This is a genomic window from Hyphomicrobiales bacterium (assembly GCA_039989895.1).
GTDB lineage: Bacteria > Pseudomonadota > Alphaproteobacteria > Rhizobiales > JACESI01 > JACESI01.
Map to the genome: position 1 here is coordinate 285556 of JBDXGY010000006.1, position 25289 is coordinate 310844.

General features: G+C 47.6%; 25 protein-coding genes and 1 pseudogene. 20 read left to right on the plus strand and 6 right to left on the minus strand.

Going from position 1 to position 25289, the window contains the following annotated elements; genetic code table 11:
• Positions 1 to 112 precede the first annotated feature (112 nt).
• Genes mdoH through ABJ081_07970 form a run of 4 tightly spaced genes read left to right on the plus strand, consistent with a single transcriptional unit; the run spans position 113 to position 5760 of the window.
• Entirely contained in the window at positions 113 to 1945 is a 1833-nt protein-coding gene (gene mdoH / locus ABJ081_07955; protein ID MEP6356601.1) for a glucans biosynthesis glucosyltransferase MdoH, read from the plus strand.
• Positions 1946 to 1992: 47 nt separating this feature from the next.
• Entirely contained in the window at positions 1993 to 2838 is an 846-nt protein-coding gene (locus ABJ081_07960; GenBank protein ID MEP6356602.1) for an alpha/beta hydrolase-fold protein, read from the plus strand.
• Between the two features lie 56 nt (positions 2839 to 2894).
• A complete protein-coding gene (locus tag ABJ081_07965; GenBank protein ID MEP6356603.1) occupies positions 2895 to 4163 on the plus strand; it encodes a CaiB/BaiF CoA-transferase family protein in 1269 nt (422 codons plus the stop codon).
• Positions 4123 to 5760 (plus strand): thiamine pyrophosphate-binding protein, encoded by a 1638-nt coding sequence (locus ABJ081_07970; GenBank protein MEP6356604.1) that lies wholly within the window; start codon positions 4123 to 4125, stop codon positions 5758 to 5760. Before ABJ081_07965 ends, ABJ081_07970 begins: the two co-directional genes overlap by 41 nt.
• Positions 5761 to 5791: 31 nt before the next feature.
• Here ABJ081_07970 and ABJ081_07975 read toward each other — a convergent pair whose 3' ends face one another.
• Both ABJ081_07975 and ABJ081_07980 read right to left on the minus strand, forming a co-directional pair.
• The gene (locus ABJ081_07975; GenBank protein MEP6356605.1) at positions 5792 to 6277 is read right to left on the minus strand and encodes a DUF302 domain-containing protein; all 486 of its coding nucleotides are present in this window, start codon (positions 6275 to 6277) and stop codon (positions 5792 to 5794) included.
• Positions 6278 to 6302: 25 nt separating this feature from the next.
• Entirely contained in the window at positions 6303 to 7508 is a 1206-nt protein-coding gene (locus tag ABJ081_07980) for a YeeE/YedE family protein (GenBank protein ID MEP6356606.1), read from the minus strand.
• Between the two features lie 265 nt (positions 7509 to 7773).
• Between ABJ081_07980 and ABJ081_07985 the strand changes: the two genes are divergently transcribed.
• The 10 genes from ABJ081_07985 (at position 7774) to ABJ081_08030 (ending at position 18713) form a co-directional block, all read left to right on the plus strand.
• Positions 7774 to 9183, plus strand: a complete 1410-nt coding sequence (locus ABJ081_07985; protein ID MEP6356607.1) for a tetratricopeptide repeat protein — start codon at positions 7774 to 7776, stop codon at positions 9181 to 9183.
• 59 nt (positions 9184 to 9242) lie between these two features.
• Entirely contained in the window at positions 9243 to 10646 is a 1404-nt protein-coding gene (locus ABJ081_07990; GenBank protein ID MEP6356608.1) for an OpgC domain-containing protein, read from the plus strand.
• A 73-nt stretch (positions 10647 to 10719) separates the two neighbouring features.
• Entirely contained in the window at positions 10720 to 11874 is a 1155-nt protein-coding gene (locus ABJ081_07995; protein MEP6356609.1) for a P-loop NTPase, read from the plus strand.
• A gap of 73 nt (positions 11875 to 11947) precedes the next feature.
• A complete protein-coding gene (rirA, locus tag ABJ081_08000; GenBank protein ID MEP6356610.1) occupies positions 11948 to 12415 on the plus strand; it encodes an iron-responsive transcriptional regulator RirA in 468 nt (155 codons plus the stop codon).
• Positions 12416 to 12539: 124 nt separating this feature from the next.
• A complete protein-coding gene (locus tag ABJ081_08005; protein MEP6356611.1) occupies positions 12540 to 14183 on the plus strand; it encodes an acyl-CoA synthetase in 1644 nt (547 codons plus the stop codon).
• A 110-nt stretch (positions 14184 to 14293) separates the two neighbouring features.
• On the plus strand, positions 14294 to 15487 hold the full coding sequence (gene ccmI / locus ABJ081_08010) for a c-type cytochrome biogenesis protein CcmI (GenBank protein ID MEP6356612.1): 1194 nt from the start codon (positions 14294 to 14296) through the stop codon (positions 15485 to 15487).
• A 15-nt stretch (positions 15488 to 15502) separates the two neighbouring features.
• The gene (gene ccmE / locus ABJ081_08015) at positions 15503 to 15961 is read left to right on the plus strand and encodes a cytochrome c maturation protein CcmE (GenBank protein MEP6356613.1); all 459 of its coding nucleotides are present in this window, start codon (positions 15503 to 15505) and stop codon (positions 15959 to 15961) included.
• 20 nt (positions 15962 to 15981) lie between these two features.
• On the plus strand, positions 15982 to 17967 hold the full coding sequence (locus ABJ081_08020; protein ID MEP6356614.1) for a heme lyase CcmF/NrfE family subunit: 1986 nt from the start codon (positions 15982 to 15984) through the stop codon (positions 17965 to 17967).
• Positions 17968 to 17970: 3 nt separating this feature from the next.
• Positions 17971 to 18423 carry a cytochrome c-type biogenesis protein gene (locus ABJ081_08025; GenBank protein ID MEP6356615.1) on the plus strand — a complete coding sequence of 151 codons (453 nt, stop codon included), beginning with the start codon at positions 17971 to 17973 and terminating at the stop codon, positions 18421 to 18423.
• 56 nt (positions 18424 to 18479) lie between these two features.
• The gene (locus ABJ081_08030) at positions 18480 to 18713 is read left to right on the plus strand and encodes a hypothetical protein (GenBank protein MEP6356616.1); all 234 of its coding nucleotides are present in this window, start codon (positions 18480 to 18482) and stop codon (positions 18711 to 18713) included.
• 101 nt (positions 18714 to 18814) lie between these two features.
• Here ABJ081_08030 and ABJ081_08035 read toward each other — a convergent pair whose 3' ends face one another.
• Together ABJ081_08035 and ABJ081_08040 are read right to left on the minus strand one after the other, a co-directional pair.
• Positions 18815 to 19285, minus strand: coding sequence for a nuclear transport factor 2 family protein (locus ABJ081_08035; GenBank protein MEP6356617.1), 471 nt, complete (start codon positions 19283 to 19285; stop codon positions 18815 to 18817).
• Between the two features lie 20 nt (positions 19286 to 19305).
• Positions 19306 to 19350 (minus strand): annotated as a pseudogene (locus ABJ081_08040) (hypothetical protein).
• Positions 19351 to 19790: 440 nt separating this feature from the next.
• On the opposite strand from ABJ081_08040, the gene ABJ081_08045 reads away from it, so the two are divergent.
• The gene (locus ABJ081_08045) at positions 19791 to 20282 is read left to right on the plus strand and encodes a hypothetical protein (protein MEP6356618.1); all 492 of its coding nucleotides are present in this window, start codon (positions 19791 to 19793) and stop codon (positions 20280 to 20282) included.
• A gap of 11 nt (positions 20283 to 20293) precedes the next feature.
• Here the strand turns inward: ABJ081_08045 and ccmB are convergent, their stop codons facing one another.
• On the minus strand, positions 20294 to 20962 hold the full coding sequence (gene ccmB / locus ABJ081_08050) for a heme exporter protein CcmB (protein MEP6356619.1): 669 nt from the start codon (positions 20960 to 20962) through the stop codon (positions 20294 to 20296).
• Complete coding sequence (gene ccmA / locus ABJ081_08055; GenBank protein ID MEP6356620.1) at positions 20959 to 21633, minus strand: heme ABC exporter ATP-binding protein CcmA; 675 nt, start codon at positions 21631 to 21633, stop codon at positions 20959 to 20961. Before ccmA ends, ccmB begins: the two co-directional genes overlap by 4 nt.
• Before the next feature lie 154 nt (positions 21634 to 21787).
• Between ccmA and ABJ081_08060 the strand changes: the two genes are divergently transcribed.
• The 5 genes from ABJ081_08060 to ABJ081_08080 all read left to right on the plus strand — a co-directional run bounded on the left by ABJ081_08060 (position 21788) and on the right by ABJ081_08080 (position 25287).
• Complete coding sequence (locus ABJ081_08060) at positions 21788 to 22492, plus strand: type 1 glutamine amidotransferase (GenBank protein MEP6356621.1); 705 nt, start codon at positions 21788 to 21790, stop codon at positions 22490 to 22492.
• A 116-nt stretch (positions 22493 to 22608) separates the two neighbouring features.
• Positions 22609 to 22986: a hypothetical protein gene (locus tag ABJ081_08065; GenBank protein ID MEP6356622.1), complete on the plus strand. Its 378-nt coding sequence runs from the start codon at positions 22609 to 22611 to the stop codon at positions 22984 to 22986.
• Positions 22987 to 23057: 71 nt separating this feature from the next.
• Complete coding sequence (locus ABJ081_08070) at positions 23058 to 23762, plus strand: ABC transporter permease (protein ID MEP6356623.1); 705 nt, start codon at positions 23058 to 23060, stop codon at positions 23760 to 23762.
• Positions 23756 to 24469, plus strand: a complete 714-nt coding sequence (locus tag ABJ081_08075; GenBank protein MEP6356624.1) for an ATP-binding cassette domain-containing protein — start codon at positions 23756 to 23758, stop codon at positions 24467 to 24469. The genes ABJ081_08070 and ABJ081_08075 overlap by 7 nt, the downstream gene beginning before the upstream one ends.
• Before the next feature lie 41 nt (positions 24470 to 24510).
• Complete coding sequence (locus ABJ081_08080; protein MEP6356625.1) at positions 24511 to 25287, plus strand: substrate-binding domain-containing protein; 777 nt, start codon at positions 24511 to 24513, stop codon at positions 25285 to 25287.
• Positions 25288 to 25289 lie beyond the last annotated feature (2 nt).

The following is a 25289-nucleotide window of genomic DNA, read 5'->3' on the forward strand; positions in this document are numbered from 1 at the left end:
TAAGGTTGTTGCAGTGCGCAATAATTTCGTCACAAAGAAGGTCGAAGACGTATTTGTCAACGGGTTTAGTTTTTTTAGTTTCGCCAATTTGGCACCAGTGAGGTCTTATAGCATGACGCCTACCGCTAGACGAATTACTTTCGGTACTCTTGTTTTTTTTACAATTGCTGGGCTTTTGGCTTTGATGGCTTGGGCATTGTCGCCAGCTGAAATTGTTCCCTTCGAATGGCTGCTTCTGATGTGTTTTGCAATCACCTTACCTTGGACAGCAATCGGTTTTTGGAATGCGGTCATTGGTTTCGGTCTTATGAGGTTTACAAAAAATCCGGCGGCAAGTGTTTTTCCTGATTCTCAAAAGATCAAGGACAATGACCCGATTACCAAGTCTACTGCAGTCGCAATGTGTATCCGCAATGAAGACGTTGGACAGGTGAATCGCAATCTAACGGCGATGATTGCGAGGCTTGTGGCATCTGGCAGTGCAAATAATTTCCACGTTTACATTCTTAGCGATAGCTCTGAGGATGACGTGATAACCGAAGAGCAGGTTGTTTTTGAAAAATTGCGCCGCGATTGGGCTGAAAAAATTGGTGTTACCTATCGTTTGCGCACAGATAACAAGGGCTTTAAAGCGGGCAATATCCGCGACTTTTGCGACACATGGGGCGTGAACCATGACTTCATGTTGACGCTTGATGCGGACAGCGTGATGTCGGCTTCTTCCATTTTACGTCTTGTTCGCGTGATGCAGGCTAATGACAAGCTTGGTATTCTTCAAAGTCTGGTTGTTGGTCTTCCTTCCGACAGCGCCTTCACCCGTGTTTTCCAGTTTGGCATGCGCATGGGTATGAAGTCTTATACACTGGGCAGTGCTTGGTGGCAGGGTGATTGCGGTCCTTATTGGGGACACAATGCACTTATCCGTCTTGAGCCGTTCATGGAACATTGTCATCTGCCTATTTTACCGGGCAAAGGGCCTTTGTCAGGATATATTTTAAGCCACGATCAGGTTGAGGCTGTTTATATGCGCCGCGCTGGTTATGAGTGTCGGGTGCTTGCGGAAGAAGGTGGTTCTTATGAAGAAAACCCACCGCATATATTAGAATTCATCCGTCGCGATTTGCGTTGGTGCCATGGCAATATGCAATATCTAAAATTATTGTCCGAGCCAGATCTTAAACCCACAAGCCGGGTTCAGCTTGTTCTTGCGATTTTAATGTTCACAAGTGCCCCAGCATGGATGACCTTCGTTTCTGTTGCCACATGGTCGATCATTTTCTCAGACATGACCTTCAGTGGTTTCCAGATGGGACCGGGCTATATTTTGTTTCTCATCGTGATGACGATGATTTTCGCTCCGAAACTTGTATCAATAGCTGATGTGTTGATGCGCTCTAAGTTGCGAAAAGCCTATGGCGGCGGTTTAGCAGTCATTACAAGTGCGGCTGTTGAGATTTTATTTTCAATGTTGTTGGCGCCCATCATGGCGGTTGCCGAGACGATCTTCTTAGCAGGCCTACCATTTGGTAAAGCCCGCGGTTGGGCCTCGCAAGATCGTCAAGTAACCTCTCTTCCCGTGGGTGTTGTTGCAAGTCATCTTTGGCCTCAAATGCTATTTGGCCTTTTAGGTGTGACAGCACTTTTCGTATCAGGTTCAGTGACTTTAAATGGTTTTCTTGTAAGCTTGCCAGTATTCATCGGCCCGTTTCTTGCCATACCGCTGGGTTTTACAAGTGCTCATGTTTCATTCGGTAATCTGTTTACCCGACTAGGGTTTTGGCAATTACCTGAAGAGCAAAGCCCACCGGTTATCATTCGGGCTATCAATTTGCCCGCTCTTGCCATTCGTGGACAGGCGCTGAGTGATAAAGAAAGCCATCAACCGCTTTCAACACAACAGTTACTTGATATTGATATGGAAATGGAAGAACGTCTGGCTGCATGATAGGATGACATCCTAAAGGGACTAGAAATTTTGTGTTGCGGTTATTGATGTTACGATTATTGAGCAGACGTTTTAATGCGTCTTTATTGTTGCTTTTCGCGGCCTCTTTCTTTTCATCCCTTTGGTGGCAATCGGCCCATGCCTGCGGCGTGAATTCCGATTGTTTCGTTGCCAGTGGTGATTATCGAATATTCTTGCCTCAAGAGCGCCCAGCCGACAAAAAAATTCCCGCGATTATTTATATTCATGGTCTTGGCGGTTCCTCGAAAGCGGTTATGAACCGCAATAAATTGCGTCGCGTTGCCAAAAAACTGGGTGTTGCTTTTGTTGCCGTCAATGGTCGGGCAGGGTCGTGGTCTTTTCCTAATGGTGTTGAACGCGGCAAAGTGCGTAATGAATTCACCTATTTCCGCGAAGTCGTCAGCGACATAAAAAAACGCTTTCCCATTGATGGACAAAAAATTGTTGCTGCCGGGTTTTCTATTGGCGCCTCGATGACATGGAATCTCGCTTGTCGTACGCCTGATGATTACGCAGGCTACATTCCACTTTCAGGCACTATGTGGCGCCCACAGCCGAATAAATGTGTTGGACCAGTTGGTGAAATATACCATTCGCATGGCACCGCCGATCGTATTTTTCCACTTGAAGGCCGTGTTGTGCGTGGTAAGCGGCAAGGGGCAATCTTGGATACATTTGAACTCATGGCCAAACAGGACCAATGCACGCGCAAGGTTATACGCGAGACCAAATCGCGTGGCGTGAAATGTCGATATCATCGTAATTGTGATGGCGAAACACTGCGCCTTTGTCTTGATGGCGGCACTCACGAGGTAGACACGGCCTATCTTCTCAGCGGATTTCGTGAAATTGCAAAAGCGCGTGGCTTTTAAATAATGAATGATGCCGCTACAACGAAGACATAATCTTGTAATGGAGTAACCACCTCGTGAGTGATCAATCACTGAAAGACGGCCCTTTAACAGGCCTGCGTGTGCTCGATTTATCGCGCATTCTGGCGGGCCCCACTTGTACGCAGCTTTTGGGTGATATGGGAGCGGATATTCTCAAGATTGAGCGCCCGATAACAGGTGATGATACCCGCCGTTGGGGGCCTCCCTTTGTGCAAGTGGATGGTAAAGACAGTCAGGAAAGTTCCTATTATCTTTGCGCCAATCGTAATAAACGCTCACTCGCTGTCGATCTCACATCCAGCGCGGGGCAGAAGATTATTCAAGATATCGCGATGCAATCTGACATTGTGGTTGAAAATTTCAAAGTCGGTGATTTGGAGCGGCGTGGCCTCGATTATGAGACATTGCGTGAGCTTAATCCGCGTTTGATTTACTGCTCAATTTCTGGTTTCGGTCAAACCGGCCCTTACGCTCCACGTGCGGGATATGATTTTTTGATACAAGGCATGGGTGGCATCATGAGCCTCACTGGCCAACGTGATGAAGATGGCGGCGTGGAAACAAAAGCCGGTGTTGGGATCGCTGATGTGATGTGTGGCATGTACGCCTCAAACGCAATTCTCGCAGCCCTTCACGCACGTCAACAAACAGGCAAAGGCCAGCATATTGATCTGGCGCTTTTGGACACACAAGTGGCATGGCTTATCAATCAAGGGGCGGCTTACCTGACAAACCACAAAGTACCCGGTAGGCTCGGCAATGGTCATCCCACAATCGTGCCTTACGAGACATTTCCCGCCTCTGATAAGAAATTTATTCTGGCGGTTGGCAATGATGCACAGTTTTTGAAGTTTCTGGAATTAGCCGGGCGCGTGGACCTTATCGAAGACGACCGTTTTGCCACCAATGTTGAGCGGGTGAAAAACCGTGATTATGTAGTGCCTTTGATCGCCGAGATTACCCGTCAAAAGACGGCTGACGAATGGTTGGAACAGCTAACTAAAGTTGGCGTGCCCTGTGGTCCCGTTAATAATCTGGAAGAGGTTTTCAATGACCCGCAGATCAAACATCGAGAGATGGAAATCACCATGGATCATGCCACCGCAGATGAAAAAGCGGTCCATCTTATTGGCAATCCGATAAAAATGAGCGATACACCAGTAACTTATCGTCACCCACCACCGCGTGTTGGTGAACATTCAGCTGAAATACTGACCGAACTTATTGGTCTTGATGATAATGATATTGAGAGACTAACCGCTGATGGCACGATCAGCGATGGACGTCTCAAACAAGAGGATTAGACCTATGCGTGGCGCGGATATTATAGCGAAAAAATTGGCTGATGCAGGCTGTAAAACAGCATTTGGCATCCCCGGCGGCGAAGTTCTTACTGTTCTTGATGGTCTGCGTGAAGCAGATATCAATTTTGTGCTCGTCAAACATGAAAATGCAGGCGGATTCATGGCAGAAGGCGCGTGGCATGCCACCGGTGCACCAGCCATTTTGGTCGCGACCATTGGCCCGGGGGTTGCCAATGCTGTTAATGTGATCGCCAATGCGATGCAGGATCGCGTGCCTATGATTTTCATCACAGGCTGTGTCGATGGTGCTGAGGCCGAAACCTATACCCACCAAGTATTCGATCATCAGCAAATGTTGCGTCCTATCGTCAAAGCCAGCTTCCGTGCTAATGAAGGAGCGATAGGTGTCATGATGGATAAGGCGATATCCATTGCGACCTCGGGTCAGCCCGGTCCAGTGCATATCGATTTGCCGATCAATGTGGCTCAAAGTGAGAGCGAAACGGAATACACTCCGCTTGCCTCTTTGCCAAAACAGGGGTTGCCTGCTGCCGGTCTTATTTTTGAAGTGCAAGGACGAATTGCGGCAGCCAAAAAGCCCATCGTGATTGCGGGCGTTGATGCGCTTAACGAGGGCGCTGATGTTTCGCATTTTTGCAAAACGTTGAACATTCCAATGATTGCTACCTATAAAGCAAAAGGCATGCTTGATGAGCGCGATCCGCTCTCTCTTGGGGGCGGTGGATTGTCACCGAAAGCAGATGGTGTGTTGCTGCCTTTGATTGAGGAGGCGGACCTTGTTTTGCTTCTTGGCTATGATCCAATCGAGATGCGTGTTGGTTGGCGAAATCCATGGCCTGCTGAAAAGGCAGTTGAAATAACATCAAGCCTACGAACCCACGGCATGCATACAGCTGGAACCACATTGATGGGTGATGTTGCCGCAACGACAGCCTCTTTAGCCAATGCGGATGGGGGTAAATATTGGGTTGATGGTGAAGTTGAAAAAGCCCGCGCGACCTTGAAGGAAATGTTTGCAGCCGGCGGCGGCGACTTTGGTCCCGAACATGTCTTTGCCACCCTGCGCGATGCCGCACCCGAGAATACGGTGATTACCGCAGATAGTGGTGCGCATCGTATTCTGGTCAGCCAGATGTGGGAGTGCATCAATCCGCGTACGATGCTTCAATCTTCTGCGCTTTGTACCATGGGCTGCGCTGTGCCATTGGCGGCAGGTTATAAATATGAAAGTCCTGATACGCCGACGATAGCCTTTGTAGGCGACGCTGGTTTTGAGATGATGATGGGCGATCTTTCAACTTTGCGCGATATGAAAACACCTGTGATCATTTGTGTGCTTGTTGACGAAAGCCTTGGCCTGATCGAGATAAAACAACGCGCCATGCAATTGCCTAACAACGGTGTTGATTTTTCCGGTACTGATTTCCCAAAAGTCGCCGAAGGTTTCGGCGGTCACGGTGTTTGGATTGATGATGTTGCAACATTGCGCACAGAATTTAAAGCGGCATTAGAACGCGACACATTCACCGTGCTTTGTCCGCGCATCGGACGCCAAGCGTATAACGGGAAGTTTTAGGAAAACGTAATCGTTTGATCTCGCCCAAGCGCTATTGTGTCACCGTATCATTATGGATTGCGCGGAAGACAGCATCCAGTTCACGTGCCATTACTTTTAAGTCCGGATTTGCATCAGCAAAATAGGGCGTGAAAACATGGCTTGGTGTTTTGTAAGAAAGCGTTGACGTGCCATCTGTATTTTCTGTGAGGTAAAAGCGGATAGGGGCTTCCATGCCAGCCGCGACACTGGCCTCTAACATCCTCACTGCCCAAACATTATTATAGACACCAACAACACGATTGCCGGGAATAGTAAGGCCACGGCCTTTTGCGCCAAGCGTTGCGCTTGCGGTAGTGATGTGGCCCATTTTGTTGGCTTTAATCGCAGCTTTCAGGCGTGGATAAAGCTCTGCATAGGCGTGGGGTGTTTTTGTCACCACCCAACCATCACGCGGAGCAATCTCGCCTGCATGGGCGGTCAGTATTGAGAAAATTGCCGAAAATAAAATGGCGATATGTGTCGTAAAAATGCGCATTGGGTTGCCCAACTTTCTTGTTGTTTTACAAATTGAATCGCATCTTAGTGCGAATACCAAGCACGCTGCCAGCAAAGCCGAAAATCAGCCACCACCAACCATGCATTGAACCAGAAACAAGGCCACCAAGATAAGCGCCAATGTTGCAACCATAGGCAAGCCGCGCGCCATAGCCCATCAAGAGGCCACCCAGTATGGCGGTAGCGAGATCCTTCGGTTTTATTTTGAGAGTAGGCTGCCATTTTCCAGCAAGGCCAGCGGCCACCATAGCGCCAAAAATTATGCCAAAATTCATCACGGATGTGGCATTGGCAAAAACGCTGCGCTCTAGTGTTTTGACACTCCACGCAGGCCAATCTTGAACAGGAATTCCAACGGAATAAAACATCTTCGCGCCCCAAAAGGCAAAGCCGGATGTGATGCCCCATGGACGATGTAAGACGAGTAGGGTGCCGAGAGAAACAATCACGAGCGCTAACGCACCCAGAAGCTTTGACCATTTTCCAGTCAGAAAACTTTCAGTTTTTCCAAAGCCTTCCAATTCGCCCCATGTGCGCTTCTCAAGCCAGATACTCAAGAGATAAATCGATCCCAGTATTGCGAGGAAAATAGCGATTGCTGTTGGTGCGCCAAATTCGCTGACAAAAGAAAATCCTTGAAAACGGGGCATGCTATGCCAGAAACTTAGATGATGGGTGGCGATGACTGATCCCATTATGAAGAAGAAGAGTGTCACCATCATCCGGCTTGAGCCGCCGCCTGATGTGAACAAAGTGCCAGAGGCGCAGCCGCCGCCGAACATCATACCAAAGCCAAACATGAACGCCCCGACGGCCGAACCAACGCCCCACGGATTGACAAAACCGTTCGTGCGTAGGTTCCAGACTTCTCCGCCAAACCATGGCAGGTTTATAGATTTCCCATAATCGAGCAGTAAAAAGGAAATGCAGATCGTAAGGCCGATTAAAATCATCTGTGCCCTAAGGCCGTTGCCCCGCCGCTCCACGACAATGCGTCGCCATGCCGCAGTAAATCCGAATGAAGCATGATAAAGCGCAAAGCCAGCAAATCCACCAATAAGAACCGCGCCACCACGATTAATCGTACCGTGATCAACCGCAAGCCAAGCAACAAGAATAAGGCCTAAAACTCCAACGATAATGATGCTGTTTTGCTTTTTAGGAACCAAAGGCAGAGCGCCCATTCCTCCTGTATCTGCAATGTTAGCCATTTTCCTTCACCTTCCGCATATAAATTCGTCAATTCGACAATAAAACCTCTGATTTTCCAAGATTTGTTTGGTAAAGAGTATTTATTGCTCACTAATATGTGATTTTGAATAGATTTTTGTGTTCAACATGAGCTCCTATGTTCAGGTAGTGTTCATGAGGATTACACGATAAAGACGATAAGACAAAACGGGTGTGCCTTCGACATGCCATATCAATCCGGAAAAGATGAGGATTGAGTTTTATGACAAGAACGGATGAATAATAATGCAAGATAAATTTGGATGTGAAATTGAGATTTCAGGTGGCAATCCAGAAGCAGCCCTCGCTGCGTGGGATGGTCTATGCCATGCTTTCTTGTCACATGGAATTACCACACCAGATTTTCTTGGTGATCTGTTCAAACATGATCCTGACAATGTACTTGGTTTGGCGTGCAAAACCATTTTTATGGTTTTAGCAGGGCGTCGTGAGGTGATGAAAGGTGCTGGAAACGCTCTCGACAAAGCAACAAAAGTTATGGAAGAGCGCGGCACATTGCCTCGTCGTGAATTGGATTATTTAACGGCTGCCAAACTTTCCTATAATGGTCAGTGGGCACGTGCTGCAATTATTCTTGATGCTATTGGCGATTATGAGCCCCATGACGCAATGGCATTTAAACTTTCTTACGGCTTGCGTTTCATGCTCGGGGATCGTTTTGGTCTGCGTGCTTCAAGCCTTAAAGCGATTGAGCGCTTTGGCCCTGGCCATGTAGCCACTGGCTACATCTATGGCTGCCATGCATTCGCCCTCGAAGAAACGGGTGATTACAAAGCGGCTGAAAAATTTGGTAAAGAAGGTGTCTTCATGGCACCGGATGATGCTTGGGGCCTACATGCTGTAGCCCATGTATTTGATATGACGGCGCAAGCTGAAGCGGGCATTGACTGGCTCGAAAAGCGCGAAAACCAATGGGCGCATTGCAACAATTTTTCTCTCCATTTCTTCTGGCATTTGGCTCTTCATTATCTTGAAGTGGGTAATTATCAAAAAGCCCTCGATCTTTATGATAATGATATTCGCCAAGACCACACCGATGACTATCGTGATATTTCTAATGCAACGGGCCTCTTGGCACGGCTTGAGGGACTCGGTGTTAATGTGGGTCATCGCTGGGAAGAACTGAATGCCCTTTGCGAAAAGCGCGCTGATGATAATTGTGTTGTCTTCGCTGACCTCCATTATATGCAGGCCCTTGGCAGCATGAATAATGTGAAGGCCATGGATAAGCTTATATCTACTCTGCAAACCAATGCAGATAACGGAATGCGCGACACAGATGAAGTAAACCGTGCTGTGGGTATTGTGGCGGCAAAAGGTATCCGTGATTTTTATGATGGCGACTTCAAATCAGCATTCAATCAACTTGCCAGCGCCCGCCCATTAATGCAGCAAATCGGTGGCAGCCATGCGCAACGTGATAATTTTGAACGCATGACCATCGATGCAGGCCTTAAAGCAGGTCGCTATCAAGAGGCAAAAGCATTGATTGAAGACCGCACATGGCGCCGTAGCGTGGAAGATTCTTACGCTCGCGATCGTATGACTGCGGCACTTACGGAAAATTTTGGACAAAAAAATGATAGCAATACGGGTAAAACACCTTTAATTGCTTTGGCCACAGCACAGAATTGATAAGTAAACTCTTATCTATGCGCATGCGTTGTCCTTGGAAGTATCAGGAAGACTGAGTAATGAATGAACAACCGACATCGGGTTCGATGGCTGGCACTGACAAGGGGGCTACCCTTGCAAATAATGATCATAAATCAATCGATCTTAGTAAAGTAAAGCGCCCACGCGACCCACGGCTCGATTTTTTCCGTGGCATCGCCATGTTCATTATTTTGATTGCACATACATCATGGAATCAGTGGACATTGTGGATACCCGCTCGGTTTGGTTTTTCTGATGCGACAGAAATATTTGTGTTTTGCTCAGGCATGGCTTCCGCGATTGCGTTTGCAACCGTCTTTGATCGGCACAACTGGTTCATGGGTACTGCGCGCGTCATCTATCGTACCTGGCAGGTATACTGGGCACATATAGGCATGTTCATTGTTGTTTGTGTTTGGGTCTCATGGATAGATGTCGTTGGAGGTCATGGTAATTTCATGAAAGCGCGGCTCAACCTTTTGCCGTTCTTTGAGGTCAATACTTCACAACAATTGATGGGCTTGTTGTCTCTTACCTATGTGCCAAATTATTTCGACATTATGCCGATGTATATGGTCATCTTGTTGATGATCCCTGTGGTGATGGCACTGTCTAGAATCTCTCCCTATGCCGCTATGGGTTTTTGTCTCTTGCTTTGGCTTGGGACCAATATTGAAGCTTGGTACAACTGGTATTACGATGCCAGTTCTAATTGGCTGCGCTTTTCCGCCGAGCCTTGGAAGAGCGAAAACTTTCAAGCGTGGTACTACCAAGGCGAAATTCCTGAAGACGTAGAAGCAAAATTAAATCCGCGCTGGTGGTTTTTTAATCCCTTTGCCTGGCAGCTTATTTTCTTCAGTGGTTTTGCCTTTATGCGTGGATGGTTGCCAAAACCACCGGTGAATAAAACTCTGATTACGATCGCTATTGTTGTCATTATTGCTTCTCTCCCTCTCGCTTATTTTCGCATTTATAACGGTAGCCTTTGGAGCGATGAGTTAAATGAATGGTTGAAATCAACACCGTTGAAAGAATGGCGTGCCTCTCTTCGCTGGCTTATCTGGAAGACAGACTTTGGCCTGTTCCGCTATACGCACTTCCTTGCTGTTGGTTATCTAGCATGGGTCGCGGTAGGTGAGGGTGGTAAGCGTCTTAAGGGTGATGGCCTTTGGGGTAAGATTGTTGCGATCATCCAAAAAGTTGGCCAGCAATCCCTTGCTATCTTCCTTTTCTCCATGGTGTTTGCGCAAATCATTGGATACACATTCTATCCACCAGTGGACCATCCGTTCCATATCACAGCTCCTGGTTCTCAGTGGCGCTGGTTGCATACGACAGTTGTGAATTTTGGTGGTATGATAACGTTGGTCTTCGTGGCTTATTCTGTTGGTTGGCTCAAAAAACAACCATGGCGTAATCCCCCTAAAGTTAAAGCGGCCTAATCATTCTTTTCCCTTGACCTTACGCTGAAGCCCGCTAGCTTGCAGAGTTGAAGACGCAATGGGAAGTGAATGTATGAGTGACGCAGTAAAAGACGCGGTTAAAAAGCAGCTTAGCCTTGTGAAAGGGCCGGACCTTAAAGGTGATTTGATGTCACTGGATTTAGTGTCTGATATCTTTGTTACCGGTGAAAAGGTGATGTTCTCGATATCTGTACCAGCTGAGCGTGCAGAAGAACTTGAGCCATTGCGCAAAGCCGCTGAAAGCGCCGTGCTTGAAGTGGATGGGATTAACAAGGTTACGGCCGTTTTGACCGCTGAAAAAACAGGTGGTTCTGGCGCGCCAGCACCCGCACAGCCAAAAGCCAATCCCCAATCGAATCCAATGGCCGCTCCTCCATCACAACAAGCTGAAGCTGCCAAAGCCGGTGTTCCCGGCGTCAAACACATCATTGCGGTCGCCTCAGGCAAAGGCGGAGTGGGTAAATCCACCACTTCGATCAACCTTGCATTAGGTCTTTCTGCTTTGGGTCATGAGGTTGGTGTGCTGGATGCTGATATCTACGGTCCATCCATGCCACGCCTTTTGGGCCTCACAGGTCGGCCTGAAGCAGAAGGTCGTCTGCTACATCCGATGGAAAATTTTGGCATTAAAGTCATGTCCATGGGTTTCCTCGTTGAAGAAGAAACGCCGATGATATGGCGTGGCCCAATGGTCATTTCTGCGCTCACCCAGATGCTACGAGAAGTGGCTTGGGGTGAATTGGATGTGCTCGTTGTTGATATGCCACCGGGAACCGGTGACGCACAATTGACCATGGCGCAGCAGGTGCCGCTTTCTGGTGCGGTTATTGTCTCAACGCCACAAGATCTGGCGCTGATTGATGCTCGCAAGGGTCTGAATATGTTCCGCAAAGTGGATGTACCCCTTCTCGGTCTCATCGAGAATATGAGTTATTTCATATGCCCGTCTTGTAATGAGCGATCAGACATATTTGGTCATGGTGGCGCGAAGCGAGAAGCCGAGCGCATTGGTGTGCCCTTTTTAGGAGAAGTGCCGCTTCATATGAGCATTCGTGAAACGTCCGATTCTGGAGCGCCAATCGTTGTGTCAGAACCATCATCGGCCCATGCTGAAATCTATCGTGATATTGCGGCACAGGTATGGGAAACATTGGAAGGCGACAGTGTGAACGCGCCAAAGAGTGCGCCAAAGATCGTGTTTGAGTGAGTATGGTGCGCGGACTTGGAACAAACACTGCTAAGTGCTACGGTTGTTTTCTCATATCAACTCGGAGCGTCCAATGCGTCTAACCAAACAAGCTAATTATGCGGTTCGTATCTTGATGTATTGCGCCGCGAACGCGGATGGGCTGAGCAAGGTTGCAACAATTGCGAAAGTCTATGATGTATCTGAGTATTTTTTGTTCAAGATACTCCAGCCACTCGTCGAAAGCGGATATATCGAAACCGTGAGAGGGCGATCTGGTGGCATCCGCATGGCCAAGTCTGCTGCTGATATTACATTGGGTGAAGTGATACGTGCTGCTGAGGATAAATTCATTATGGCGGAATGTTTTGAAGAAGATGCAACATCTTGTCCGCTTCTGTCTTCCTGCGCATTTAATTCCGCACTCTCCGAAGCTTTGGGAGCCTTTTTTAAGGTCCTAGATAGCTACACAATTGAAGACCTTGTTGTGAACAAAAGCCGTGTCCGTGAACTTTTAGGAATGTTCGGCATGGAAGAAGGCGAAGTCGCGGCAGTTTCTTGAGGTTTGATAGCTGGAGCTAAATTTTTTCATATAGCTTCAATCAACTTGCTCTCTTTCATCTCTTGACGATACATTCGTTGACGTTGAAGTTATGCCGACACGATGAACGTTATGGAGTCCCTTTATGAGCCGTGCTGATTATGAGGCTTTTCCCAAAACAAAAGCCAATTATGAACCACTGACACCCCTGTCTTTTCTTGTGCGCACAAAGGATATTTATCCACATCGTACGTCGGTGGTTTATGGCAAACGCCGCTTCACGTGGGGTGAAACCTATGAGCGCTGTGTTCGCCTTGCCTCTGCACTACATAATCATGGCATCGCTATTGGTGACACGGTGTCTGTTATGGCACTGAACACGCCAGAAATATTTGAAGCGCACTACGGGGTAAATATGGCTGGTGCCGTGTTGAACACCATCAATGTGCGGCTAGATGCTGATACGGTCGGCTATATTTTAGAATTCGGTGAAGCAAAAGTTATCATTACGGATACTCAGTTTTCAGACACCGTCAAGGAAGCACTGAAACTGTCGGGGCGAGATGATATTCTTGTCATAGATATTGTCGATGAGGAAGTTGAAAGCCTGCCGCAAGGTGGCGAACGTCTTGGCACTATGACCTATGAAGAGTTTCTCGACAGTGGTGAGCCTGCATTTGATTGGAAAATGCCAGAAGATGAGTGGCAATCGATGGCGTTGAATTTTACGTCTGGCTCAACTGGTCGCCCCAAAGGCGTCGTTTATCATCATCGCGGTGCTTATATGATTGCGACAAGTACAGCCATGGGCTGGCCTGTGCAAAAACACCCCGTTTATATGTACATTGTACCGATGTTTCACTGCAACGGTTGGGGGCATGCTTGGACAATGACCGCGATGGCTGGCACCATTATATGTTGTCGTAATGTGGTTGCCAAAGATATGTATGATTTGATCGCTGAACACAAAGTCACCCATTTTGGCGGTGCACCAATTGTCTTGTCATTCTTGATCAATGCAAAAGACGATGAAAAGCGTGCATTTGATCATGAGGTCAATGTATATACAGCTGGCGCTCCTCCGCCTGCGGTAGTTTTGGAGGCTGCCGGTAAAATAGGTTTCAATGTTACTCATGTTTATGGCCTGACTGAAACTTATGGCCATGTGACCGAGTGTGCATGGCAGGATGAGTGGGCAGATTTATCCTCACAAGAGCGCGCGGGTATTCAGTCGCGCCAAGGGGTGGCGGTGCAAAATATGGAACCGATAACGGTACTTGATCCTGAAACGGGAGAGCCTGTACCACACGACGGCGAGACAATTGGTGAAATTGCTATGCGTGGTAATTGCGTCATGAAAGGTTATTATAAAAATCCCGAAGCAACCGATGAAGCATTCAAAGATGGATACTTCCATTCGGGTGACTTGGCCGTCATCCATCCGACAAAATATATTCAAATAAAAGATCGGTTGAAGGATATTATTATCTCGGGGGGGGAGAATATTTCCTCCGTCGAAGTAGAAGCGACACTTGCGCGACACCCGAAAGTAATGCTTGCAGCCGTGGTTGCTAAACCAGATGAAAAATGGGGTGAGACACCAGCAGCCTTTTTGGAATTAAAGCCTGGCGAGACGGTGAGTGAAGCCGAGATCATTGCTTTTTGTCGCGAGTATCTAGCGGGGTTCAAATGCCCGAAGTCCGTTTATTTTCAAGAGTTGCCCAAAACGGCGACGGGCAAGATTCAAAAATTCGAATTAAGAAAAAAACTAACAGCCTGTTCACGCTAAAATTCATATCAATTGATGAAAATTAATGTGTTGTGCCATTGGCGTTGAATGATGTTTCCTATAGATATTCCTAGGATTAAGAATAAACGCTTATTGATTGAGGTTGACTTTTGGAACTGGAAAACGCGCCACTGTTTTTCTGGGTATTGGCAGGTTTATTGACACTTGCAGCCATCGCCTCTGCTTTGTGGCCTATGGTTCGCAAACAAAATGATGAACATTTAAATGCCGAGGCAAACGAGGGCACTCGGTTGATCTTGATTGATCAGCTTGAAGAAATCAAACGCGACCGCGATCGAGGCCTTATCAATGAAGATGAAGAAGCAAGTGCACGCGCTGAATTGGGCAGGCGCTTGCTCGCCCTTGACCGGGAAACACCGCCTTCACCAAATACGATAAAGGCTGGCAGGCGTGAGATTTATCCGTGGTTGATGATTTTATTGATCCCACTTGCAACCGTTGGTTTTTATTCCTTATCTGGAGGGGGTAATCAACCCACTGTGCAGGCGACTTCTGGTGCCAGTGGTCCCGAAGCTGAGGCAGGCAATCCAAGCGTGCCAGACATTAAAACATTGGTGGCACAGGTCGAAGCCCATCTTGCGAATAACCCCGATGATGTGCGCGGATGGCAAACAATAGCGCCAGTTTATCAGCGTCAAGGCAAGCTTGATAAAGCCGAAGAAGCCTTCCGCAAAGCCTTGTCTATTGGCGCAGATGACAAGAGCATAACGGGAGTGATGCAAAACGGCTTGGGTCAAGTCTTAACCCAAAAAGAGCAGGGTATTGTGGGCGATGAAGCGCTCACTCTTTTCCGTCAAGCACAGATCAATGAACCACGCGATGCTACCGGGTTTTTCTTTGAGGCTATTGCGTTGTCACAAGACCAAAAACGCAGCGAAGCGATTTCTGCTTGGGAAATTTTAATTGACCGATTTGGTCAACAAAACCCACCTTGGCTCGAGGTGGCACAACAAACGCTTGCATCATTAAAAGCCGAGGCCGTTGCAGAAGAAACTACAAGTGATGAGACAAAAGGCCCCACAGCTGAAGATGTTGAGGAGATCAGCAATTTTAATGAGGAAGATCGAAATGAGTTAATAGCATCCATGGTGGATGGACTTGCGGCACGCCTTGAGAGTGATCCAAACAATTTGAGTGGTTGGCTTCAGCTCATTCGCTCCTATATTGTATTAGAGAGAAAAAATGACGCCGCGTCCGCGCTCAAAAAAGCGCGTGAGACCTTTAAAGATAATGCACAATCAATTTCAAAGCTCGATGAGATTGCTCAACAAAATGATTTGTAGGTGAGGCAATAAGATATGCAAAAAACCAGAAAGAAAATACGGCTTGTTCTAATCGGCGTTGTAGGTGCTGTTTTGAGTGTTGCCGTTGGGCTTGTTCTTTTTGGCTTGAGCGATCAAATCACCTTGTTCAAAACCCCGACTGATATTGCGACCGAAGGTCTTGACCCTGGAACGCGGGTCCGTGTCGGTGGACTAGTTAAAGAAGAGACATGGGAGAAAGAAGGTACGAGCCATACTTTCACAGTGACCGACGGTGGTAATGACCTTAGCATTACCTATGTCGGTATTTTGCCGGACCTCTTCCGTGAGGGCCAAGGGGTTGTGCTTGAAGGTTCGCGTAATAATTCTGGCGTTTTTGTCGCCGACAATGTGCTTGCTAAACATGACGAGAATTATGTGCCTAAAGAGGTTGCCGACGCGCTGAAAGCACAAGGGGTCTGGAAGCCGGGCGAAGCATTGCCTTCAACGAATTAGAGTAAGGACAGGAATAACAGATGATTGCTGAACTTGGACATTATGCCCTCATTCTCGCACTGGTTTTAGCGATGGTACAATCCATCGTGCCGGTTTGGGGGGCGTATCGTGGTAATCAGCAATTGATGGAAACGGCAAGCCCGCTGTCTGTCATGCAGTTCCTGCTGGTGGGCATCTCATTTGCCATTTTAGTACATGCTTACATTGTCTCCGATTTCTCTGTGCGCAATGTTTGGGAAAATTCTCACACAGCCAAGCCGCTGATCTATAAAATCTCTGGCACATGGGGAAACCATGAAGGCTCTATGCTTTTGTGGGTTTTGATCCTTGTGGTGTTTGGCGCGATGGTTGGTGTTTTTGGTCGCAATTTACCCTTGCGCCTTAAGGCAAATGTGCTGGGTGTTCAGGCTTGGATATCGGTGGCTTTTCTGTTGTTTTTGATTGTCACATCAAACCCATTTTGGCGACTTAGTCCTGTGCCACTTGAGGGGCAGGACTTGAACCCACTGTTGCAGGATATTGGTCTCGCCATTCATCCTCCGCTGTTGTATCTCGGCTATGTCGGTTTCTCGATCACCTTTGCTTTTGCTGTGGCCGCCCTTATCGAGGGGCGGCTTGATAGCGCATGGGCGCGTTGGGTGCGGCCTTGGGCATTGATTGCATGGATGTTTTTGACCATAGGCATCTCGATGGGATCTTACTGGGCTTATTATGAGCTTGGTTGGGGCGGCTGGTGGTTCTGGGATCCGGTCGAAAACGCGAGCTTCATGCCTTGGCTTGCCGGAACGGCACTGCTGCATTCGGCTATCGTTGTTGAAAAACGCAATGCGCTGCGGGTTTGGACCGTCCTTTTGGCAATTATGACTTTCTCGCTAAGCTTGCTTGGTACCTTTATTGTGCGTTCTGGCCTGTTGACCTCGGTCCACTCCTTTGCAACTGATCCAACACGCGGCATCGCCATTCTTGCTATTTTGATGTTCTTCATTGGCGGCTCCTTTGCTCTTTTCGCATGGCGCTCCTCGTCGCTCACCCAAAGTGGTATTTTTGCACCGATCAGTCGCGAAGGCGGCTTGGTGTTGAACAATCTGTTCTTGTCAGCAGCAACGGCAACTGTGCTTATCGGCACGCTTTATCCGCTGGCCTATGAAGCGGTGAGTGGTGAGAAAATATCGGTCGGGCCTCCGTTCTTCAATCTCACCATGGTGCCACTGTGCATTCCGCTACTTCTGGCCATGCCTTATGGTCCTTTTTTGGCGTGGAAGCGCGGCGATATTATCGGTGTAAGCCAGCGCCTTTTGACAGCCCTTGGTCTGGCCATTGTCGCGACATTCATCGTCTATGTTGTGTCTGCTGATGGACCTGTTCTCGCACCTCTTGGCGTTGGACTTGGCATGTGGATGCTTGTGGGGGCAATCTCCGAAATTCTATGGCGCTCTAAAGCGTTTCAGGTCAGCTTCGGTGAAACTCTGCGTCGTCTTCGCCATTTGCCGCGCTCTAATTATGGGTCGGCCTTAGGCCATGGAGGCATGGGCGTGATGGTGCTCGGCATTGTCGCTGTAACCGCCTATGGCACTGAAGAATTCAAGGAAATGAAGCCCGGCGAGACGATTGAAACGGCAGGCTATACCATGCATTTCAAAGAAATTCGACCTGAGAAATTTGCCAACTATGTGCAAGATGTTGCGATCTTTGAGGTGCGCAAGGGCGGTCGTTTGATCGACGAAATGGCGCCAGCAAAACGGGTTTATCCGGCGCGCCAGTTTCCGACCACAGAATCCGACATCAAAACCTATGGCTTCTCTCAGCTCTATATGTCGCTAGGCGATGTGAAGCAGGACGGAACAGCGGTCGTGCGGGCGTATTGGAAGCCTTATGTGACGCTGATTTGGTACGGTACGATCATCATGTTCATTGGTGGCGGCCTGTCTTTGGCGGATCGTCGTTTGCGCATTGGCGTGCCGCAAAAACGGGCGCTAAAATCAGCCGCCATGCAGCCGGCGGAGTAAAGCATGAGAGTATTTGTCGCCTTGATTTTTCTTTGTTTCAACGTGCTTCCCGCCTTGGCTGTTAATCCCGATGAAGTGCTGTCTGATCCGGCATTAGAGGCGCGGGCGCGGGCTCTATCAGTCAATCTTCGCTGTCTGGTTTGCCAAAATCAATCCATCGATGATTCCGACGCGGAGCTCGCTAAAGACCTGCGCGTGCTTGTGCGTGAGCGATTGGTTGCAGGTGATAGTGATGTGGCTGTGATTGATTATATCGTGGCACGCTACGGCGAATACGTCCTGCTTAAACCACGCTTAGGGGCGCATACAATTGTTTTGTGGCTGTCCCCCTTCGTCCTCTTATTCATCGGCATCGCCTCCCTCATAATCTGGCAACGCCGCCGACCGCAAATGGCAGGGGAAGCCTTGAGTACTGAGGAAGAATCCGCGCTTGAGGATATTTTGAAGGACCGGTGAGAGGGTTGATAGACCTCATATTGTTTAATATGCTTTTATTATAACGGAGGTGAAATTTGTTTTTCGTCAAACTGGGTAAATTTGCTGCTTGGGCAATCTTAGTTGTTGGTATTTTAAAGTTCGCTACAGGATTCATTATTGCGACTATATCTGATACTCAAGAAACTCGGATTGCCATTTCTAAAAGATACTTAGGGTCACAGACAACAGGTGAAGCAATCGATCAAGGATTGATGATTATTCTTATTGCTATTGTTCTAGGTCTTTTAGTCAAAATTACTCAAAAGTGATTCTAATGGTTTCTTGTTGCGGTTGAACATGTTCGACAGCTAATAAATTGTAGAGCGTAATAGTTTTGACGGTAGTGGGTTATTCTAAATATCCAGCTGTTTTATAATCCCAGTTCACTCAAGCCCGGATAATCATCAGGGCGTGGGCCTTTGGGCCATATGAATTTGCGCTCGGATTCTTTGATGGCCACATCATTGATACTGGCCTCACGGCGCATCATCAGACCATTTTCATCAAAGCGCCATTGCTCGTTACCGTGGGCGCGGAACCAATCACCATCGGCGTTATGATATTCATATTGAAACCGCGCCGCGATTTGGTTGCCATGGAAGGCCCAGACTTCCTTGATCAACCGATATTCTAATTCCCGTTCCCATTTGCCGCTCAAGAAATCGACAATTGCAGCGCGCCCATGAATAAACTGAGAGCGGTTGCGCCACCAGCTGTCTTCAGTATAGGCGAGAGACACTTTGACGGGATCTTGATGGTTCCAAGCGTCTTCAGCCTTGCGCGCTTTAAGTGCTGCTGTTTCAGCCGTGAAAGGGGGAAGGGGTGGACGTTGTTCATTCATGTTACCGTCGCCGTCTTTTTTTAAATCAACTCTTTAAGAGTCTCACCATAAACGGCAACTATCTCATATAGTCGATAAACACAAGGAACGACCGGGACTTGTTGAGGGAAAAACGTGGTTGGAAATTAGCTAAAACGACTCCAAACTCTTGAGGTCGTACCAGCAGCTTGACCAGTTCATTGACCCTGTGACTTCAAGGCCATCCAATAGTCTTACATATCTAGCGAGAGCTACTAAATATCCAATCGACGTCTAAACATACATGCAGTTTATGATTCTTCTAATCTATTGTTTTAGAATATCTTTAATCTTGACTAATTTACTCATGTTTATTAGCTTCTCAATTTAACAAAGGTATCGAAGCTTAGATGCCGACGAGAGTGAGCTGCTTTTCAGGTTTCAATTTTTCGCGTCGGTTGTTGTGTGAGAAAGACTGCAAACTAAACACTTGCTGTATTTTTCTTTGAGCATTTCGAACCTTATAAATTCAACTCTGTGAGATTTTATGACCCATAGCTCTGCATCCAAATATCTTGGCAAAATGCCTGAAACGCTAGTCTTAAAGGGGTATAGGTATTGGTCTTTAGGTATTGCGACTCAAGATGCTGATCTTTGGAATAAGGCATGGAATCTATTCGCGACCAAGGTGCAAAAAGAAAGCGCAAAAGCATGTATGCATGCTTTGATCATCTTCATCAAAACATTGGGTGTTTGCGCAACATGCCCTCTCAAGACATTGCAGCCCGCCTGTGAAGAGCTATGTCGCGATGAATGTTTGGTATTGGGACTTATTTCTGGCTTTCAGCATGGCAATGATGAAGCTGTTGATTTTTGTCTTAAAACTTTGAGTTGCCCGAAGAAATACGATGAGATTGCCTTCGCTGCTGGAGAGTTTGCCTTCACTCTTAAAGCTGCAGGTTTTCTTCTGATCCCAATATCCACGGATACTCTCATCGATATTACATATGAACAAATGCCATCAAAGGCACTGCATTAGAACACAGCATTCTAATCATCCGACAATCTAATTGCCCAAGCCGCGGCAATGGGGCCTATTACCAAGGCAAAAAGAGAAATGGCTGCGAGAAAAATAAACGGGGTTTTAAAGGCGGCGAGCGGGTCATTCACTGCATAGCTTGCGGCCACACCAAAGATGATAACGGGTATTGTCAGCGGCAAAATGAGGATGGGAAGCAAAAGCCCACCACGTCGAAGTCCAACAGTCAGTCCCGCACCAATCGCACCCAAAAAAGTAAGCGCTGGTGTGCCGATGAACAACATACCACCAGTCGCCATAATCGTCTTGGCATCCATGTTTAATAAAAGCCCGAACAAGGGAGCTGCAAAGACGAGCGGCAGGCCGGTGACTGCCCAGTGCGCGAGGCATTTAACAAAGACAATCACTTCAAGCGGATGATCGCTCATGCGCAACAAATCAAGTGCACCGTCCTCCTGATCAGTCTTGAAAAGACGTTCCAGTCCCAAAAGTGTGGCAAGGAGTGCTCCGATCCATAAAACGGCAGGACCGATACGAGCAAGAAGTTGTAAGTCTGGTCCAACCGCAAAAGGGATCACTGTTACAATCGATAAGAAGAAAATAATCCCCATAAGCGCCCCACCACCAGAGCGTATGGCAAGGCGGGCCTCAAAAGAGAAGAGGATGAGGAGCGGGCTCACAAGGCGTCTCCCACAAAGGCGTATTTAGGTAGGTAATCTGATAGTTCTAGCACATGATGGGAAGATGCAGGGATGTCGAGCATCAAAGGCAGGTGGGTTGCCGCCATCACAATGCCTCCAGCTTTCACATGATCGCTGATAAGCGCACCCACCAGCGCATCAGCTGCGCTATCAAGGGCGGCTGTGGGCTCATCAAGCAGCCATATGGGGCGCTTTGCTACGAGCAAGCGCGCAAAAGCAACACGCCGCCTTTGGCCTGCCGATAAAACACCGCAGGGCAAATGAATAAGATGGGATAATTCCAACCGGTTCAACGCGTCTTGGGGGGGTAGGCCTGGCGCATATGAAAAATCACGCCAAAACCCAAGATTATCAGCAACGCTGAAGGCAGATTTAAGGCTATTTTGATGTCCAAGATAATGGGCATACTCATTTAGGGAGGGAGATGCTTCCTCGCCCTCTTGTAAGGTGATAGTGCCACTCTCAGCAGGTAGCAAACCGCTTAAAATACGCAGTAAGCTTGATTTTCCAACACCGTTTGGCCCTTTAATCTCAATCATATCGCCGCTTTGGACGGCAAGCGATAAAGTAGAAAATAACAAACGATCACCGCGACGACATGAAAGCGCATCGAGTGTTAAAGTCAGTGAAGGAAAAGGTGCATTGTCCATTCGAAAAGGGGCCGATGAGTTAGACTCGTTTTTAGGTGTTATCATCTAACCAAACAAATCAACAAAAGCAAAACTCAACGAAGATTGAGTGTTGGTCATCCTTAGAATCTGATATCTGATAGAATTAAGATAATTCAATTCAAAGGATAGAGCGTTGCATAAGATCGGTCTTTTAATTTGTGGCCATGTGCGTAAAGAAATCACCGGCAAGCACGGCGAATATGGTGATTTTTTTAAACGTTTTCTTGCTGATGATGCTTTTACCTTTGTTGATTATTTCGTGGTCGATGGTGTGTTCCCCGAAAAGATTGATGAGTGTGACGCCTATGTTGTAACCGGCTCCGCGCATGGGGCCTATGAAGATCATGCTTATATTTCGCCATTGGAAAACTTCATTCGTGCGGCCTATGCAAAAGAAATTCCGCAAGTGGGTATTTGTTTTGGGCATCAGATTTTGGCTCAAGCTCTCGGGGGGCGAGTAGAGAAATATGACGGTGGCTGGGGGCTTGGCGTACATAACTATTCTATGTCGTTGGAAGAACTGGGAGATAACACCAAGACGCTAAAACTAAACGCTGTGCATCAAGACCAAGTGGTGGAAAAACCCAGAGATGCAGAAGTGATCGCATCATCTGAATTTTGTCAAAATGCAGGGCTTCTCTACGGTAAAAAAGCCATCAGCTTCCAACCACACCCTGAGTTCGATGCTGACTTTATGCGTGATCTGATTGAATTGCGAAAGGGAAAGTCATTTTCTGAAAACATTGCAGATGATGCACTGGAAAGCCTTGCTCAACCGATAGGAAATAACAAAATATCAAAAATGATTAAGGGCTTTATCAAGCGAGTAGAGCTTTAAAAGGTTGGATTTACAGATCAAACCAAGCCATGTGCGGGACAACAATCTGATCTAGACAGTTGACCCGTTTTGAATTCCCGTTAGCATGGCATTTGGTCAGCTATAGGGGAGGATAGATGGCGATTCTAGTAAAGAAATATGCAATTTTTACAATCCTTGCTGGTATGGTTGTATCACCTCCCGTATTGGCTGATGCTCTTTTGGACAAGGGTAAAAAGATAGCTGCTCAGCATTGCACGCGTTGTCATGTTGTGGGTGATATCAATCCCAATGGGGGCATATCATCAACCCCGTCTTTCCAGTTGATGGTGAATGAATTATCTGATTGGGAAATCAGATTTGAAACCTTCCACACACGACGCCCCCATCCAGCTATTATACGTTTTAAGGGGTATGATTATTCTGGCGACACGCCTACAACTGTGCCAATAATCCTTGAGCTTGAAGATGTAAATGCCATTCTTGCTTTCGCTAAGACACTCAAGAAACAGTAATAATGATGGCGTTTGTGTTTGAGATGATGTTGTGAATCACCTGTATAAGCATTTAAAAATGGTTGGCGCTTATGGCTGATATTTTAGCAGCCCTCAGTCAGGCTTTTTGGCTGCTTATTACCTTTGATGCCGACTTGATGGAAATCGTTCTGCGTTCGCTCAAGGTGACCATTACAGCTGTGGTAATTGCCTCACTCATTGGTCTGCCGGTTGGTGCATGGCTCGCCATCAGGCGGTTTCGGTATCGCCGTTATGTCATTGCCTTCATCAATGCGCTGATGGGCTTGCCGCCCGTTGTCGTTGGTTTGATTGTTTATATCTTATTATCGCGTGCTGGACCATTTGGTGTGCTTGATCTTTTGTTCACGCCGACGGCTATGGTGATTGCACAGATTATCATTATTTTGCCGATTTTAATCTCGATTACCCATCAATCAATTCGTGATTTATGGTCGATTTATCATGACCTGCTAATCTCTATCGGTGCCTCGCGCTGGCAGCGGATGATGACGCTTTTGTGGGACGCACGCCGTGCCTTATTGACGGCTGTTTTGGCAGGTTTTGGTCGCGCGATTGGTGAGGTGGGCGCCATTATGATCGTGGGCGGTAATATAGATCATGTGACCCGCGTCTTAACCACAGCCATTGCGCTTGAAACAGGCAAGGGTGACTTTGCCTTAGCCCTTGCCCTTGGTCTTGTTCTTATTTTGATTGCGATTTTATTGAACCTTCTCATTCATTCTATTTCGCGCACGGAACGGGAGGGCACGTGGTGACTCTTTTCCCCATCCAGTTGAATGAAGCTGTTGTCTCGAAAAAAGGCAAGACCATACTTGGCCCCGTTAAAGCCGCGATCGGGGCTGGTGGACCGACCATCATTATCGGACCAAATGGGGCTGGTAAGACCACCTTATTGCGCCTCATACATGGTTTGGAGCGCGCAAGACAGGGAAATGTATCTTTTGCGCTATCAGACTTGAAACAAGTGCATGCCAAGCAGTGTTTTGTTTTTCAAAAGCCGATCATGTTGCGCCGTTCGGCGCTCGATAATGTGGCCTATCCATTAATTGTCAGTGGCACAGCAAAAGCCAGTGCTCGTGAACAAGCCCATGCGATGATTGAAAAGGTTGGCTTGAAGGACTCAGCACAAACCCGCGCGACATATCTTTCAGGTGGAGAAGCGCAAAAGCTCGCCATTGCTCGTGCATTGATAACGAACCCAGAATTGCTCATTTTAGATGAGCCAACGGCCAGCCTTGATGCCAGTGCAACGCGTGATATTGAGGCCTTGATACTTGATGCTGCGGAAAGCGGGATCGAAATTATGATGACCACTCATCACATGGGGCAGGCGAGGCGCTTGGCTAAAAGAATTATTTTTCTGCACAAGGGTCGACTACTCGAATTAACTGAGGCAAAAACATTTTGGAATACGCCCGGCAGTGACGAGGCTGTGCGATTTATCAACGGAGAGATTGTGTAGTGCGTATAATAATTCAATGTCTAATCGGATTGATAGTTGCCGTGTCCGCATCATTGGCACAGGCAGACACAATGCGCCTTGCGGTCACCACATCATTTCATAATTCTGGTTTGTCTGACGTTCTTTTGCCTGAAATCAAAAAAGACACCGGCATTGATGTCCAGCTTTTAGTCGTTGGCACGGGACAGGCATTGAAGCTGGGTCGTCAAGGCGATGTGGATGCGGTGCTGGTGCACTCTAAAAAAGCGGAAGACAAATTTATCGAAGATGGTTTCGGCACAGCCCGCACCGAGATCATGTATAATGATTTCGTCTTTGTTGGCCCAAAATACGACCATGCAAAAGTGGCCGAAGCACTAGATGCGCTGGCAGCTTTAAAAGCGATCGCCAGAATACAAGCGCCGTTTGTGTCACGGGGCGATGATAGTGGTACGCATAAACGCGAAGTTTCCCTTTGGAAGGAAGCGGGTTTTGATACATCAACATTGGATAGCGAATGGTATGGGCAAGTTGGGGCCGGCATGGGCGCGGCCTTGAATATTGCCAGCGGTTTGAATGGTTATATCCTCGCTGACCGCGCTTCTTGGCTAAACTTTAAAAACAAGGGGGAGCTTGTGCTTTTAAATGCTGGTGATAAGCGCTTGTTCAACCAATATGCGCTTTTGACGCTGAACACTGATAAGCATCCCCATGTGAAAGCCGAGATATCTGAGAAATTGAAAAACTGGCTCATCAGTAAGCGTGGGCAGGCTCTCATCGGGGCTTATGAAATATCGGGTCAAACGCTGTTTGTGCCCAATGCTAAAAAGGTGAATTGATC

Bases quoted from the DNA above. Each gene is read 5' to 3' on its own strand.
- ABJ081_07995 (MEP6356609.1), top strand. From the start codon at position 10,720: ATGAGTGACGCAGTAAAAGACGCGGTTAAAAAGCAGCTTAGCCTTGTG.
- ABJ081_07980 (MEP6356606.1), bottom strand. From the start codon at position 7,508: ATGGCTAACATTGCAGATACAGGAGGAATGGGCGCTCTGCCTTTGGTT.
- ABJ081_07975 (MEP6356605.1), bottom strand. From the start codon at position 6,277: ATGCGCATTTTTACGACACATATCGCCATTTTATTTTCGGCAATTTTC.
- ccmA (MEP6356620.1), bottom strand. From the start codon at position 21,633: ATGGACAATGCACCTTTTCCTTCACTGACTTTAACACTCGATGCGCTT.
- rirA (MEP6356610.1), top strand. From the start codon at position 11,948: ATGCGTCTAACCAAACAAGCTAATTATGCGGTTCGTATCTTGATGTAT.
- ABJ081_08020 (MEP6356614.1), top strand. From the start codon at position 15,982: ATGATTGCTGAACTTGGACATTATGCCCTCATTCTCGCACTGGTTTTA.
- ABJ081_07970 (MEP6356604.1), top strand. From the start codon at position 4,123: ATGGCACGATCAGCGATGGACGTCTCAAACAAGAGGATTAGACCTATG.
- ABJ081_08065 (MEP6356622.1), top strand. From the start codon at position 22,609: ATGGCGATTCTAGTAAAGAAATATGCAATTTTTACAATCCTTGCTGGT.
- ABJ081_08035 (MEP6356617.1), bottom strand. From the start codon at position 19,285: ATGAATGAACAACGTCCACCCCTTCCCCCTTTCACGGCTGAAACAGCA.
- ABJ081_07990 (MEP6356608.1), top strand. From the start codon at position 9,243: ATGAATGAACAACCGACATCGGGTTCGATGGCTGGCACTGACAAGGGG.
- ABJ081_08005 (MEP6356611.1), top strand. From the start codon at position 12,540: ATGAGCCGTGCTGATTATGAGGCTTTTCCCAAAACAAAAGCCAATTAT.
- ABJ081_07960 (MEP6356602.1), top strand. From the start codon at position 1,993: ATGTTACGATTATTGAGCAGACGTTTTAATGCGTCTTTATTGTTGCTT.
- ABJ081_08025 (MEP6356615.1), top strand. From the start codon at position 17,971: ATGAGAGTATTTGTCGCCTTGATTTTTCTTTGTTTCAACGTGCTTCCC.
- ABJ081_07985 (MEP6356607.1), top strand. From the start codon at position 7,774: ATGCAAGATAAATTTGGATGTGAAATTGAGATTTCAGGTGGCAATCCA.
- ABJ081_08070 (MEP6356623.1), top strand. From the start codon at position 23,058: ATGGCTGATATTTTAGCAGCCCTCAGTCAGGCTTTTTGGCTGCTTATT.
- ccmE (MEP6356613.1), top strand. From the start codon at position 15,503: ATGCAAAAAACCAGAAAGAAAATACGGCTTGTTCTAATCGGCGTTGTA.
- mdoH (MEP6356601.1), top strand. From the start codon at position 113: ATGACGCCTACCGCTAGACGAATTACTTTCGGTACTCTTGTTTTTTTT.
- ABJ081_08045 (MEP6356618.1), top strand. From the start codon at position 19,791: ATGACCCATAGCTCTGCATCCAAATATCTTGGCAAAATGCCTGAAACG.